This is a genomic window from Proteocatella sphenisci DSM 23131, from assembly GCF_000423525.1.
Lineage (GTDB): Bacteria > Bacillota > Clostridia > Peptostreptococcales > Filifactoraceae > Proteocatella > Proteocatella sphenisci.
Window position 1 is genome coordinate 116,961 of record NZ_AUID01000001.1, and the last position, 13,250, is coordinate 130,210.

The following is a 13,250-nucleotide window of genomic DNA, read 5'->3' on the forward strand; positions in this document are numbered from 1 at the left end:
AACTATATTCTGGTTTCAAGTACCTGGTCCATACTGAAGTTTTCAATTTGCAGGTAATATTCAGCCGAATCTATGAGTGCCTGCATAGGAACAAGTCCGACAATTTCGCTTCCTATAACATTTACTCCGTATCTTTTAGCTTCCATTTTTACAGTCTCAAAAACTCTGTATACCGCTGATTTTGTATAATCAGTAAGATTCATTGATACCTGAGCAACGTTTCTGTCTTCAAGCATTACTCCCATTGCTTTAACATATCTGAAGCCTCCACTTATATGTCTTACCTGTTTAGCTATCTTGTCAGCAATCTCAAGATTTGGAGTGTCCAGATTAATATTATAAGCAACAAGTGGCATTCTTGCTCCTATAGCGGTAACCCCTCCTGTAGGATGTATTGTATCTGGGCCAAAGTCTGGTTTCCACATACTTTGATCCAGCATTTTTTCTTTCATTCCTTCAAACTGACCTTTTCTGACATTGGCAAGATTTTCTCTGTGAGGTGCGCTCGCTGATTTTTCATAGAGGAAAAATGGCTGGCCATATTTTTCAGAAGCTTCTTTTGCTACTTCTTTTGCTAGTTTATCTGCATCTTCAACTGTTGTGTTTTTTACCGGAATAAATGGTATTACATCTACGGCTCCCATTCTTGGATGCTGACCTTCATGTTTTGTCAGGTCTATAAGTTCTACTGCTTTACCTATTGCATTAACTATCGCCTCTTTAAGTGCTTCAGGCTCCCCTATAACAGTTACAACGCATCTGTTATGATCTTTATCCGGGCTGTAATCCAGCAATTTTACATTTTCTTTAGCTCTAAAGCAATCCATTATTTTTTCTATTTTTTCTAAATCTCGCCCCTCACTAAAGTTTGGTACACATTCAATAATCCTGTTCATGGCCATTTTACTTCTCCTTGTCTATTCTTATTTTCTTTTATATGAATTAAATGTTTTTTCTACAAGACCGTCATCTGCTACATAAGGTATGGTTATATGATCTTCTCCCTTAAACGTTTCATTGTATTCAGCTACTGTTGATATAGAGTTTTCACATCTTGCCCAGCTTCTTCTTGAAACTCCGACCATAGTATCCCAAGGTATTGATGTTTTGATTATCTCGTCTACTCTTTCACTTCCATCAAGCACCATTCCAAAACCGCCGTTTATAGATTTTGAAATACCTACTCCACCCCCGTTATGAAGTGCAACCAAGCTCATCCCTCTGGCTGCATTTCCTGCAAAACACTGGATTGCCATGTCGGCAGTTATATTGCTTCCGTCGTATATATTTGAAGTCTCTCTAAAGGGTGAATCCGTCCCACCTGTATCATGATGGTCTCTGCCAAGCATCACCGGACCAATCTCAGCATTTCTTACCATTTCGTTGAATTTGAGTGCTATATCTCTTCTTCCAAGTGCATCTTGATAAAGTATTCTGCACTGAGTACCTACTACCAGATTGTTTTTTTGAGCATCTCTTATCCATATATAGTTGTCTCTGTCCTGTCCTCTTCTTTCAGGATTGATAACTGACATTGCTGCTTTGTCAGTTTTTCTAAGATCATCAGCGCTTCCACTCAGGCAGCACCATCTAAATGGCCCATACCCATAGTCAAACAATTCTGGCCCCATGATATCTTCTACATAGGATGGGAAAATAAATCCTTCACTCGTATCTATTCCGTTCTTTGCAATATCTTTTGCTCCTGCATCAAATACTGCTTTCATGAAGGCATTTCCATAATCAAAGAAATATGTTCCTCTGGCTACAAGTTCCTTTACCAGGTGATAATGCTTTATAAGACTTTCATCAACTTTTTTTACAAAATTCAATTTATCTTTATCCAGCATTTGCGTTCTTTGTTCAAATGTCACACCCTGAGGACAGTATCCTCCGTCATAAGGTACATGACACGATGTCTGATCTGAAAGGAGCTCTATTTTTACGTTATTATCTACAGCGTATTCAAGCAGATCTACTATATTTCCATGATATGCTATAGAAATCGCTTTTTTCTTATCCATGTTTTCAGAGGCAATTTCAAAAGCCTCTTTTGCAGACGTTGTTATGACTGACACCCATCCTTGTTTGTGTCTGGTTTCAATCCTTGAATAGTCTACTTCTGCTATAATTCCTACTCCATTTGCAATTTCTATGGCTTTTGGCTGTGCCCCGCTCATTCCCCCAAGACCCGATGTAACAAATATATGTCCCGCCAGGTCCTTATCGTCAGGAATTCCAAGAACTTTTCGTCCCGCATTTAAGATAGTATTAAATGTCCCATGTACAATTCCTTGTGGGCCTATATACATCCAGCCACCAGCTGTCATCTGTCCATAACTCGAAACACCCATAGCTGCAGCTTTTGACCAGTCGTGTGGATTATCAAACATACCTATCATCAATCCATTTGTTATAATTACTCTTGGACTGTTTATAGAAGATTTGAATAAACCCATAGGGTGACCAGACATCATTACAAGCGTCTGCTCATCGGTAAGCTCTTCCAAATATTTTTTTAAAAGCTGATACTGCATCCAGTTTTGTACTACCTGACCGGTCTCACCATATGTAACAAGCTCATATGGATAAAGCGAAATCTCATGATCCAGGTTGTTATCTATCATTACCTGAAATGCTTTACCTTCTATGCACTTACCTTTGTATTGCTCTATTGGCTTCCCATATATTCTGTCTTTTGGCATAAATCTGTACCCATAGATCCTGCCTCTGGTCATAAGCTCTTCCAAAAACTCTGGAGCGAGTTCTTCATGGAGATTCTCTGGTATGTATCTTAAAGCGTTTTTTAGAGAAAGTTTTATTTCCCTTTCATTTAAACTTAGCTCTCTCATTGGAGCTCTTCTTACAATTTTTTTAAATTCAGGATACTCAGGCAGTGAATCATCGAGTTTAATAGTCATAGCCTTTGATATGTCGGTGTTGTTTATCATAAATTACCTCCTGTATTATTATTTTTTTTAAAGAATCAAATTACATTCTATAATAAATATGATAACACTCTCAAAGAAATTTTACAATCAGCCAGTTAAATATTTATCCACTAAAAAGCAAGCAACCTTAGCTTGTTTCTTCTAAGTTTTGCTTGCTTTATTCTAATTTATCTTTTCAAATACAGGTTTCATTTTTTCAAATCTTGAGTAGTATTTGAAGCCACATTTTTTCAAAACATCATACGCTATATCAAAATCTCTCGCTAGATCTGTTTTTTTATGAGCATCCGATCCTATAGTAACTATCTCTCCACCTAAATCTTTGTACATCTGAAGAATTTCCATCTTTGGATGTACGTGGCCAAGATTGTATCTAAGCCCCGCCGTATTAATCTCTATGCCCTTTCCCTTATCTATCAGGGTTTTGAGTATTTCTTTTATATATTCGCGGTGAACATCCATATTCAAAAATTTATTATCGTATCCGCCATATCTAATTATATAATCTATATGACCCAGCACCGAAAAATTGAAATCTTTTTTTACGCAATTGATTCCCCATTCAAAATATTTTTTATAGTATTCATCCTGAGTAAGTCCTTTGCTAGAATCCGGTGTTGCAAAATCTTTAAACTCAAAAGCGTGAAGAGAACCAATTATAAAGTCAAAAGGGTATGTGCTTAAATAATCATTTGTCTCTTTTTCTATTGAAGGTTCAAGATTGATCTCTGCTCCAAGCAAAATGTTTATATCTTTTCCATATTTAATCTTTAAATAACTTATTTCACCTACATATTTATCATAATCTATTACACTGTCTATCCTCTTATTTGGATGTATAACCTCGAGATGATCTGTGAAAACTATTTCTCTAAGGCCAATATCAATGGATTTTTTAACAATATCTTCCATTTTTTCATCTGAGTCAAACGAATAACATGTGTGCATATGATAGTCTGTCTTTATCATTTATTACTCCTTGTAATTGATCTTTTTCTAATCAAGTATCAGATATTCTCTTGTCTTAATTTTGACTTCTGAAAGATGGTATTTAATATAATAATCAAGCATAATGCTGAGTTCTTGAATTATTTGATCATTTATCTTTGCTTCTAGTATTTTTGAAATGTGGTTACTTTGGATGTATTCAATAAGCCTGAATGTTGTAGTATCATACATGTATTTCAGCCGAACTTGGTTAAGACATTTTGTGCAGACTCTGCCACCTTCTCCTGGAGCGAAGTAGTTCCCAAGATTTTGATTATTTCCACACACTATACATCTGGATGCATTGGGTCTATATCCTGTATAATCAAGTATTTTTAATTCAAAAATTGTTTTCATTAGAATTATGTTATCATTGTTTTGAAGTTCACCAAGTGAGTCTGCAAGCAATTGAAATAGTCTGATATTGCTTTGACCTTCCATAGAAAGTTTTTCCACCAGTTCGATCATATAATATCCAAGATATGTTTTTTCCATTTTACTGGACAATTTATAGAAATTTGATATCAAATCAGCATTGGAAAGCCTGTATTTTCCATCTCTTGTATTAATTGTCACATTAGAATATGCAAATATCTGAGATCCGCTCATCAGGGGGCTTTTTAAGAGCCTTGCATTTTTTGAATAAACACCAAGTTTCCCCATTTTTCTTGTAAAAAGTGTTAATATGCAATCTGAATCAGAATATTTAGTGCTTCTTATTACTATTGCTTCCGTTTGTATTATCATATATCACCATTTAAACCATATTATAGAGCTTTAGATTTCCTTGTCGTTAAATCCAAAACCTCTGATATAATTTTCATTATCTCTCCAGTTTTCTTTAGGTTTTACCCAAAGTTCAAGGTTTACTTGTATACCCAGTCTAATTTCTAGTTCTTTCCTTGCTGCGCTTCCTATACCTTTGATTTTTCTTCCGCCTTTTCCGATTATAATACTCTTATGATTCTCTCTTTCACAGTATATTACGGCAGAGATATCCATTATTTCTTTATCTGTTCTCTTCTTCATTGATTCGATTCTAACCATAGTTCCATGGGGAATCTCTTCATCAGTATAGTGCAGTATTTTTTCTCTTATAATCTCAGAGACAAGTACTCGCTCTGGCTGATCTGTAATCATATCTTCTGGAAAAAACTGCGGTCCATATGTCAGATAAACTTTGATTATTTCTATTACCTTTTTACTGTTAGTTCCCTTTAGTGCAGATACTGGTATTATTTCATCAAATAGATTTAAATTACTGTACATCTGAACTATTTTCATAAGTTTTTCGTTGTTTATTTTATCAACCTTGTTGATTATAAGAAGCTTAGTCTCTTTTCTGAATTTCAGTTTTTCTATTATCTTAGAATCAGCCTTTCCTATAAAATCAGATTCATCAACTACGTAAAGTATTATATCCATACCCTTCATAGATTCTTCAGATGATTTAAGCATGTATTTTCCAAGTTTATTCCTTGGGTCTTGCATACCAGGTGTATCAACAAATACTATCTGAGCATCATCATCGTTAAATATAGCTTTTATCTGATTTCTTGTTGTTTGAGGTTTGTCACTCATTATAGCTATTTTTTCTCCCACAAGCTCATTTATAAGTGTTGATTTTCCAACATTAGGCCTTCCTACTATACTTACAAAGCCCGATTTAAATTTTTTATTTATCATAATATCCTTTCAAAGTAAAATCTCAATTTATATTTTAAACACTTTAAACATAAAAACTATAACCACAATACCAGTGATTGCTCCAAATACAACTTCACGCAGAGTGTGAATCTTGCCTTCTATCCTTGACTGACCAACGAGCATTGCCATCAAAAAAGACAGCGTAGCAATAAGGGGATCTTCAGAAAGCAGTGATATCGCGGTTGCCACACCAAACCCAAGCGCCGCATGGCCACTCACTATGCCTCCTTGAAATGCAGTTCCCGATTTTGCATAAGTTTTTATCCCTATTACAAGTATCAGTATTAATATTATTCCTACAAAAGTGACATGAATTCCCTGTCTCCTCATCTTTGTTAAGACCGAAATTGTAATAGGATTTATTTTATCAAAGAAGAGCAGATAGCCCGTTGCAATTGCATTTAGTGCAGAAATCAATACTGCTCCAGCTGCCACGTCTTTAGCAATTTTTGCCAGAGGCGAATATTCAGTGGTTGTAAGGTCTACCGCACTTTCTACTGCTGTATTTATCATTTCAGAAACCACTACAAAAACAATCGATATACATAATATAGCCATTTCTATCCTTGTAAGCTCAAAAAATAAAGAAGCAAACAAAATTGCTATGGCAAAAACATAATGAACCCTCATGTTTCTTTCAGACTTAAGCGAGTAAATTATACCTTCAACCGCATAGTTGAAGCTTTTTATCATACTTATTTTTCTTGGATTTTTATCATCATATTTTCTATTCAGACTCTGTTTTATTTCAATATCTTTTTCATATTCGGCTTTGAGCCTGGCTTTTAATTCATCCTTTGTCTCTTTCATCCTAATGATCCCTGGTGATTTCGGCTTTTTCAAGTATATGTCTTTCCATAGCCTGCATCATTTTTGTATCCCCTGGATTCTCATGATCATATCCCAGAAGATGAAGTATAGAGTGACAGACAAGAAAGCATATTTCTCTTGTAAAAGAATGATTGTAATCTTTAGCCTGAGCTTTTGCAGTTGGTATTGATATTATAATGTCTCCTAGTAATTCAAACATACCCGAATCATTTGAATTCTCATTTTTTCTCATAATTCCTATTTCTTCTTTTGTAAACATGGGAAAAGAAAGTACATCAGTCTTAGTATCTTTTTTCCTGTATTGCTTATTAATTATTCTTATCTCTTCATCGTCTACAAAAGTGAGCGAAATTTCATAATTGTCATTTAATGCATGGACATTAAGCGCTTCACCAATTATTACTTTTAGATAATCTATCATTTCTTTTGTAATCTCAGCTGAATATTCTCCTAAATCATAATTCAGATCAATCATCTTGTGAATTCTCCCTTATATAATTTATAAATTATACCTGACAAATACTTATATCCTTATTTTACACTAAAGATACCTTTTTTTAAAGAAGTATTATTACTTGGAAAAGTGTTTGTGAATAATTTTAAATAATAAATTTATTCATTTTATGTTTAATTTATCAGTTTATGGGTTATAATATCTATTAAGCATTACTAAATTTAATTATTAGGAGGATACACATGTCAATATCAAATTATTTTAAATCAGGTGACTGGAAATCAGAGAAACATGTTCCAGTTATAATTGCTCCAGAAAAAGTTAACGCAGAAGAAAGTTTTGAAGTAACTGTATCAATAGGAGATGCAATCGCTCATCCAAATACACTTGAGCATCATATTTCATGGATGAAATTATTTTTTGTTCAAGAAGGAAGCCAAGTACTTGTAGAAGTTGCGAGCATGGAATTCTCTGCTCACGGAGAGCTTGATAACCTTACTGATCCTCATTTCTCAACAAAGCTTAAAATTGCTAAACCTGGAAAATTAGTTGCTATGAGCTATTGCAACATCCATGGTCTTTGGGAAAGCGAAGTTGAAGTTAAATTCTAATTATTGAAAACACTTCTACAAAAACATAAACATAAAAAACCAGTTCTGAGTAAAAAAATCAGAATCTGGTTTTTTTGTAATCATTTTTAAAATCTTATTTTAAAACTATTCTTTTTTTAATTTTGAACTTTTGGCGGTTTTGGACCAGGAAATTGATAATAGTGTGACTTAAGCATACCATTATAAAGTTTTCTTTTTTTCATTGCCTTTTTTCCAAACAACTCTTCTACGTTTTCAAGGCTTGAAATTACGTATATTGACCATGTAGGCAGATGTTTAAATGCTTTGCCTAATTGCTTATAGAGTTCATACACTTCTTCTTTTTCACCCATTCTTTCGCCGTATGGAGGATTTGTAATAATGAATCCATATTCATTTGAAGAATGGAATTTTGTTGCATCAGACTTCATAAAATCAATAAGGTGATCTACTCCTGCAATCTGGGCATTTGATTTTGCAAGCTTTACCATTTCTGGATCAATATCATATGCATAAATCTTGAACTCTTTATGATTTTCTTTTTCAATCGCTTCTTTTCTGGCAATCATCCAATCTGACTTACTTATAAAAGACAGTTCTTCACCCTGGAAATTACGATTTATCCCAGGCATTATATTTGCACCTATCATTGCTGCTTCAATTGCAATGGTTCCTGAGCCACACATTGGGTCAACAAGCAACTTTGATTCATTCCAGGGAGTAAGCATTACCATAAAAGCAGCTATGGTTTCTCTTATTGGAGCTCCACCAGAAAGTTGCCTGTAACCACGTTTATGAAGTGCTGGTCCAGTTGTATCTATAGTAACTTGAACTATGTCTTTATTAATAAAAACATGTATTGGGTGTTTTTCGCCTGTCTCACAAAACCACTCTGTTTTATAAACGCTCTTTAATCTTTCAACGGCAGCTTTTTTAGTGATTGCCTGTATGTCTGAAACCGAAAAAAGTTTACTGTTTATTGATTTTGCTTTTGCAACTGGAAAATTTGCATCAACTGGTATATATTTTTCAAGAGGTAGTTTTTTAACGTTTTCAAAAAGTTCATCAAAAGTTCGCGCCTGAAATTCACCCAGTTTTACCAAAATTCTTTCCGCACATCTCAGCGAAATGTTAGCTGTCGCTATACCTTTTGCATCAGTTTCAAATGTCACTCTGCCATCGGAAACATTAGTAACAGTGAATCCCAGGTTTTTTAATTCGTAAGACACTGTGGACTCAACTCCAAAGAGGCATACTGCTATTGCTTCAAATTTCATTATATTTCTCCTTATTAATAACTGCTATAGGTTTTATCATTTTTATATAAATTCAAAAAGCAGATTTTTTATTTTGCTTTTTTCTCTTACTGATTTTAAATCATCCAATATATTTTCTATTTTTTTTGCATCACTTATTTTCAAAGTTATTACGACATACTGATTTAAGGCCTTGATATCCACAAAGTCAGTTTTGTTGTTTTTTAGTAAAGTTTTTACTTTATCGAATTCAGTTTTATTGCTTTGAGAATTACTACACTCCAAATTTTCATTTTCAGTAATCCTATAATCATATATGACTGTGTTGTCACTATCAAGAGCTTCATTTACAAGCTTGTCCGCCCTTTTATTAAGCTCTCTTTTGACGTGGGTTACACTGTATTTTTTAAATTTCTTGAGTTCACTTATAACAGCTGTAAAAAGAGGTATAAGATCCAGACTCTTTACTTTGTATTCCCCTTTAATCTGCTTTTCAACCAGCTGACTGTCCAGATATACTTCGACCTCAATATAACCCATACTATCTGCCATTTTAAGAGCTTCAATAACCGCCTTATATTCTGCGGTGTTATTTGTTGCTGTACCAATGTTCATTCCACACTCATATACAGCGTCTCCATCTTCTTTCTTTATTACATACCCGATAGCTGCTTTTCCGGGATTCCCCCTGGAACCACCATCAGAAAATATTACTGCCTTCATATTAACTCCTGTTATTATCTGTATTCAAAAGGATTGACATCTACCTCTGATTTTATTAACTCTATGTCTCTTAGATCCTCAATGTTGTTTCTGATGAATTTATGCATGGCCTCTGGAAATATTTTTTCTGTGTCAAAGTGCCCTGCATCAAGTATATTAAGTCCTTTTTCTTTCAATTCCAGAGCGAAGTGATACTTGAGATCTCCTGTAATAAAAAGCTGTGCTCCATTTGAAACTGCAAGATCAATATATTCGCTTCCACTGCCAGTAACTACAGCAACCTTTTTTATTTTATCATTTATATTGCCCGAAAATCTAAGATTATCTATCTTCATAACAGATTTAACGTGTTTTATATAATCTTCTATTGAAGCTTCTTTAATGTTAAATATCCTGCATATCCCATGTTCTTCTATAGGAGATTTTATCACTTTTATGTTCTGTCCTCCAAGCTTTTGCGCAAAATAATCGCTCAATCCACCATCTATAGCGTCAAAATTAGTATGTGCACCATAAAAGGCAATCTCACTCTTTATTAGTTCATATACAAGATTGTCACCTTCAGAGCTTACAACTTTTTTTATTCCTGAAAATATGAGTGGATGATGACTGATTATCAAGTCTGCTTTTTCTTTTACCGCAACATCAAAAACGTCTCTTGTAAGTTCCAGTGTCAAAAGTATTTTTTTTACCTCAGAATCGTAATCCCCAAGCAAAAGGCCTACATTGTCCCAAGATTCTGCAATATTTGCTCTTAGTTTATTATCCAGGATTTTAGATACCTCTCTCAGTTTCATAAAAACCTCCTTTGATGGCTAGTCAATTTTTTCCAGCACATTATTTAATGATTCAATTTTTTTAAGAACTACTCTGTACCTGTCTTTAATATTGTTACTATCTGTAATTTCAAGTTTTTCTTTTATTTTATACTGTTTTTTCAGCTTATAATAGACCAGTTCTTTGAGGAGCATAAGGTTGTTATTGCTTTTGTCTGCCATTATAAATTCCCCCAGCTCCAGTGTGACATCGCCTTCACTGAAATTTCTAATTGGAATTTTCGCTTTTCTTGCCTTTGCTTTTATTATATGATATATCCTGCCATCTGCTTTGGCCAATTTTTCTTCGAGTATATCAAAGCTGTTTTCATAAAAATATTTCCTTATGGATTCAGGCAACTGTACTGGCTGAACTATTATTTCTATATCATTTTTTCTGATATGTTTTAGCCTTTTATCAATAAGCTCTGATATTAAATTTCCGCCCATACCAGAAATCACTATAGTATCTATTTTATCGCCTTCTTTAATCACTTCGAGGCCCGATCCAAGTCTTGTTTCTATGCTTGTTTCAAGTTTGTGCAATTCTACCTGAATTACCGCTTTTGAAAGTGAACCCTTGCTAACATCTGAAGCTATTACATTTTTTACCACTTTGTTTTGTACAAGATATATAGGCAAATATCCATGATCAGTACCCACATCAAGGAGTGTACCAGGTTTGCTTACCATATCTGCTATTGTTTTGAGTCTCTCATCTATCATATTATTCACCTGTAATTTATAAGACCTATTACCAAGCCGCTCTTAATAATAGGTCTGCATTTTATACTATCTTATTTGTCCAGTCTTCTACATTCCATACTTCATCAACTACATCTTCATAGAACTCAGGATCATGTGATACAAGTACAACTGTGCCCTTGAATTCTTTTATTGCCTTTTTTAGCTCATCTTTTGCATCAACATCCAAGTGATTTGTGGGCTCATCAAGTACGAGGAAATTTATATTTTTCAGTAAGATTTTGCACAGTCTTACTTTTGCATTTTCTCCACCCGAAAGCACCATCATCTGACTTGTAATGTGTTCATTAGTCAGTCCGCACCTTGCCAGTTCGAGCCTTACTTCATGATTGGAAAGATTTGGATATGTGGTCCATATTTCTTCTAATGCAGTATTTCTGTTTTTTTTGGCATCTTCTTGTTCAAAAAAACCATACTCTACATGCTGTCCCAATTTTACTGAACCATCTATCGGTTTTTGTATTCCCAGCATTGTCTTTAAAAGAGTTGATTTTCCAAGCCCATTAACTCCTTTTATTGCTATTTTTTTATTTCTCTCAACTACAAATGATACTTCTCTTGTGAGTGGTTCATTATACCCTATTACCAGATTTTCTGCTTCAATTATGAACTTTGAAGGTGTCCTCGATTCTTTGAACGAAAACGACGGCTTTAATTTTTCTTTAGGTCTTTCAATCATGTCCATTTTTTCAAGCTGTTTCATACGGCTTTTAGCTCTTCCTGTAGTTGATATTCTGGCCTTATTTCTCGCAATAAAGTCTTCTAGTTTTTCAACTTCTTTTTGCTGCTTTTCATAGGCATGTTCATGTTGCCTTTTTTTCAAATCATAAAGTCTTTCAAATTCATCATAGTTTCCAACATATCTTGTAAGACTTCCATCTGCAACGTGATAAATTATATTAGTTACGTCATTTATAAAAGGTACGTCATGTGATATTAATATGAATGCATTCTCATAATTATTAAGATATTTTTTTAACCACTCTATATGTTCAAAGTCAAGGTAGTTGGTAGGCTCATCCAAAAGAAGGATAGTCGGATTTTTAAGTAAAAGCTTTGTAAGCAATACTTTTGTTCTTTGTCCTCCGCTCAGCTCATTTACAAGACTATCCAGGCCTATTTCTCTTAAACCCAGTCCGCCTGCAACCTCTTCTATTTTAGAATCTATTATATAGAATCCTGAATCGTCGAGTATTGTCTGTATTTCGGCTGCTTCTTCCATCATTTTATCCATTTCTTCGGGTGTTGATTCTGCCATATCTTCGTATAGTTTCAACATCTCTTTTTCAATGTTGTACATATCATCAAAAGCACCTCTTAAGGTATCTCTTATAGTTGTGCCTTCTTTTAATGAAGCGTGCTGATCCAAATAACCAACACTGACATGACTTGACCATGTGACTTCGCCTTGATCTGGCATAAGGTTTCCAGTTATGATATTCATAAATGTAGATTTCCCTTCACCATTTGCTCCTACCAGAGCCACATGCTCTCCTTTGAGTAACCTGAAAGAAACATCTTCAAGTATTACCCTTGACCCAAAACCATGACTTACATCTTTAACTATTAAAACACTCATATTTTCTCCTATGTCTTTTTTTATTTATTTTATATCTGTCTTTGTCTTAAACTAATCTTGAACAAATCCAATGTAAGGAAGGTTTCTGTATTTTTCCCCACAGTCTATGCCGTAGCCAACAACAAATTTATCTGGAATTTCAAATCCTGTAAAGTCTGCAACCACGTCACAGGTCCTTCTTTGAGGTTTGTCAAGCAAAGTACAGATTTTAAAGCTCTTGCAACCTTTTCTCTGGAAATAATCTCTAAGATAATTCATTGTAAGGCCTGTGTCTATTATGTCTTCAACAATTAGTACATTTTGACCTTCTACCACTGCATCTACATCTTTGATTATTTTAACGACGCCAGAGCTCTTTGTAGACATTCCATAGCTTGAAACCATCATGAAATCAAGTATCACATCATTTTTTATCTCTCTCATCAGATCAGTAACAAAAACGCATGCACCTTTTAGTACTCCTACTATTACTATATCTTCATCACCAAAACATTCTTCGATTTCAACGGCAAGTTCTTTGACTCTCTTAGCTATTTCTTCTTTTGAATAAAAAACTCCTGCGATATTGATATCCATTATTTACTCCTTTTAT

General features: G+C 34.2%; 14 protein-coding genes. 1 reads left to right on the forward strand and 13 read right to left on the reverse strand.

All coding sequences use genetic code 11. The features are described from left to right. Positions 1-2 precede the first annotated feature (2 nt). The 7 genes from ftcD to ybeY all read right to left on the reverse strand — a co-directional run bounded on the left by ftcD (position 3) and on the right by ybeY (position 6,951). Entirely contained in the window at positions 3-896 is an 894-nt protein-coding gene (gene ftcD, locus G558_RS0100540; RefSeq protein WP_036931335.1) for a glutamate formimidoyltransferase, read from the reverse strand. Positions 897-923: 27 nt separating this feature from the next. Then, positions 924-2,951, reverse strand: coding sequence for a urocanate hydratase (locus G558_RS0100545; RefSeq protein ID WP_330363748.1), 2,028 nt, complete (start codon positions 2,949-2,951; stop codon positions 924-926). A gap of 162 nt (positions 2,952-3,113) precedes the next feature. Beyond that, positions 3,114-3,920, reverse strand: coding sequence for a histidinol-phosphatase HisJ family protein (locus G558_RS0100550; RefSeq protein ID WP_028828410.1), 807 nt, complete (start codon positions 3,918-3,920; stop codon positions 3,114-3,116). Between the two features lie 27 nt (positions 3,921-3,947). Then, the gene (recO, locus tag G558_RS0100555) at positions 3,948-4,685 is read right to left on the reverse strand and encodes a DNA repair protein RecO (protein ID WP_028828411.1); all 738 of its coding nucleotides are present in this window, start codon (positions 4,683-4,685) and stop codon (positions 3,948-3,950) included. Between the two features lie 30 nt (positions 4,686-4,715). After that, positions 4,716-5,624, reverse strand: coding sequence for a GTPase Era (era, locus tag G558_RS0100560; RefSeq protein ID WP_036931298.1), 909 nt, complete (start codon positions 5,622-5,624; stop codon positions 4,716-4,718). A gap of 27 nt (positions 5,625-5,651) precedes the next feature. Further along, a complete protein-coding gene (locus G558_RS0100565) occupies positions 5,652-6,455 on the reverse strand; it encodes a diacylglycerol kinase (RefSeq protein WP_330363749.1) in 804 nt (267 codons plus the stop codon). 1 nt (position 6,456) lies between these two features. Beyond that, on the reverse strand, positions 6,457-6,951 hold the full coding sequence (gene ybeY / locus G558_RS0100570) for an rRNA maturation RNase YbeY (protein WP_084502762.1): 495 nt from the start codon (positions 6,949-6,951) through the stop codon (positions 6,457-6,459). A gap of 221 nt (positions 6,952-7,172) precedes the next feature. Between ybeY and G558_RS0100575 the strand changes: the two genes are divergently transcribed. Next, positions 7,173-7,541: a class II SORL domain-containing protein gene (locus G558_RS0100575; protein WP_028828415.1), complete on the forward strand. Its 369-nt coding sequence runs from the start codon at positions 7,173-7,175 to the stop codon at positions 7,539-7,541. A gap of 116 nt (positions 7,542-7,657) precedes the next feature. On the opposite strand, the gene G558_RS0100580 is transcribed toward G558_RS0100575, so the two are convergent. From G558_RS0100580 to hpt, 6 genes are all read right to left on the reverse strand, one after another. After that, complete coding sequence (locus G558_RS0100580) at positions 7,658-8,800, reverse strand: THUMP domain-containing class I SAM-dependent RNA methyltransferase (RefSeq protein WP_408633484.1); 1,143 nt, start codon at positions 8,798-8,800, stop codon at positions 7,658-7,660. Between the two features lie 39 nt (positions 8,801-8,839). After that, positions 8,840-9,499, reverse strand: coding sequence for a ribonuclease HI family protein (locus G558_RS13275; RefSeq protein WP_051188381.1), 660 nt, complete (start codon positions 9,497-9,499; stop codon positions 8,840-8,842). Positions 9,500-9,513: 14 nt separating this feature from the next. Further along, on the reverse strand, positions 9,514-10,296 hold the full coding sequence (locus G558_RS0100590; protein WP_028828417.1) for a Nif3-like dinuclear metal center hexameric protein: 783 nt from the start codon (positions 10,294-10,296) through the stop codon (positions 9,514-9,516). A gap of 18 nt (positions 10,297-10,314) precedes the next feature. Next, complete coding sequence (locus tag G558_RS0100595) at positions 10,315-11,040, reverse strand: tRNA (adenine(22)-N(1))-methyltransferase (protein ID WP_028828418.1); 726 nt, start codon at positions 11,038-11,040, stop codon at positions 10,315-10,317. 61 nt (positions 11,041-11,101) lie between these two features. After that, the gene (locus tag G558_RS0100600; protein ID WP_028828419.1) at positions 11,102-12,658 is read right to left on the reverse strand and encodes an ABC-F family ATP-binding cassette domain-containing protein; all 1,557 of its coding nucleotides are present in this window, start codon (positions 12,656-12,658) and stop codon (positions 11,102-11,104) included. Positions 12,659-12,709: 51 nt separating this feature from the next. Further along, positions 12,710-13,234: a hypoxanthine phosphoribosyltransferase gene (gene hpt / locus G558_RS0100605; RefSeq protein WP_028828420.1), complete on the reverse strand. Its 525-nt coding sequence runs from the start codon at positions 13,232-13,234 to the stop codon at positions 12,710-12,712. Between the last annotated feature and the right edge of the window lie 16 nt (positions 13,235-13,250).

Coding starts and splice junctions, on each gene's coding strand:
- hpt (WP_028828420.1), bottom strand. CDS start 13,234: ATGGATATCAATATCGCAGGAGTTTTTTATTCAAAAGAAGAAATAGCT.
- G558_RS0100590 (WP_028828417.1), bottom strand. CDS start 10,296: ATGAAACTGAGAGAGGTATCTAAAATCCTGGATAATAAACTAAGAGCA.
- G558_RS0100600 (WP_028828419.1), bottom strand. CDS start 12,658: ATGAGTGTTTTAATAGTTAAAGATGTAAGTCATGGTTTTGGGTCAAGG.
- ftcD (WP_036931335.1), bottom strand. CDS start 896: ATGAACAGGATTATTGAATGTGTACCAAACTTTAGTGAGGGGCGAGAT.
- ybeY (WP_084502762.1), bottom strand. CDS start 6,951: ATGATTGATCTGAATTATGATTTAGGAGAATATTCAGCTGAGATTACA.
- G558_RS13275 (WP_051188381.1), bottom strand. CDS start 9,499: ATGAAGGCAGTAATATTTTCTGATGGTGGTTCCAGGGGGAATCCCGGA.
- era (WP_036931298.1), bottom strand. CDS start 5,624: ATGATAAATAAAAAATTTAAATCGGGCTTTGTAAGTATAGTAGGAAGG.
- G558_RS0100550 (WP_028828410.1), bottom strand. CDS start 3,920: ATGATAAAGACAGACTATCATATGCACACATGTTATTCGTTTGACTCA.
- G558_RS0100575 (WP_028828415.1), top strand. CDS start 7,173: ATGTCAATATCAAATTATTTTAAATCAGGTGACTGGAAATCAGAGAAA.
- G558_RS0100595 (WP_028828418.1), bottom strand. CDS start 11,040: ATGATAGATGAGAGACTCAAAACAATAGCAGATATGGTAAGCAAACCT.
- G558_RS0100545 (WP_330363748.1), bottom strand. CDS start 2,951: ATGATAAACAACACCGACATATCAAAGGCTATGACTATTAAACTCGAT.
- recO (WP_028828411.1), bottom strand. CDS start 4,685: ATGATAATACAAACGGAAGCAATAGTAATAAGAAGCACTAAATATTCT.
- G558_RS0100565 (WP_330363749.1), bottom strand. CDS start 6,455: ATGAAAGAGACAAAGGATGAATTAAAAGCCAGGCTCAAAGCCGAATAT.